The following is a 266-nucleotide window of genomic DNA, read 5'->3' as shown; positions in this document are numbered from 1 at the left end:
TCGGCTAGCACATCGGCTTCGACAAGTGCAAGTACATCAGCAAGTACATCGGCTTCAACAAGCGCAAGCACGTCAGCAAGTACATCGGCTTCAACAAGCGCAAGTACATCGGCGTCAACGAGCGCAAGTACATCAGCAAGCACATCAGCTTCAACAAGCGCAAGCACGTCAGCAAGCACATCAGCAAGCACATCAGCTTCAACAAGTGCAAGCACATCAGCAAGTACATCGGCTTCAACAAGCGCAAGTACGTCGGCTAGCACATC

The 266-nt window shown here is 51.5% G+C and carries 1 protein-coding gene; it reads right to left on the bottom strand.

The window, feature by feature from the left end; all coding sequences use genetic code 11:
- Positions 1–266: hypothetical protein (locus tag B7695_RS11225; protein ID WP_192855760.1), on the bottom strand; the 266-nt coding region annotated here is incomplete at both ends.

Source organism: Streptococcus mitis, assembly GCF_002096845.1.
Classification (GTDB): domain Bacteria; phylum Bacillota; class Bacilli; order Lactobacillales; family Streptococcaceae; genus Streptococcus; species Streptococcus mitis_A.
Note: the sequence above shows the minus strand (reverse complement) of the source record. Positions and strands in the feature narration are given on the sequence as shown.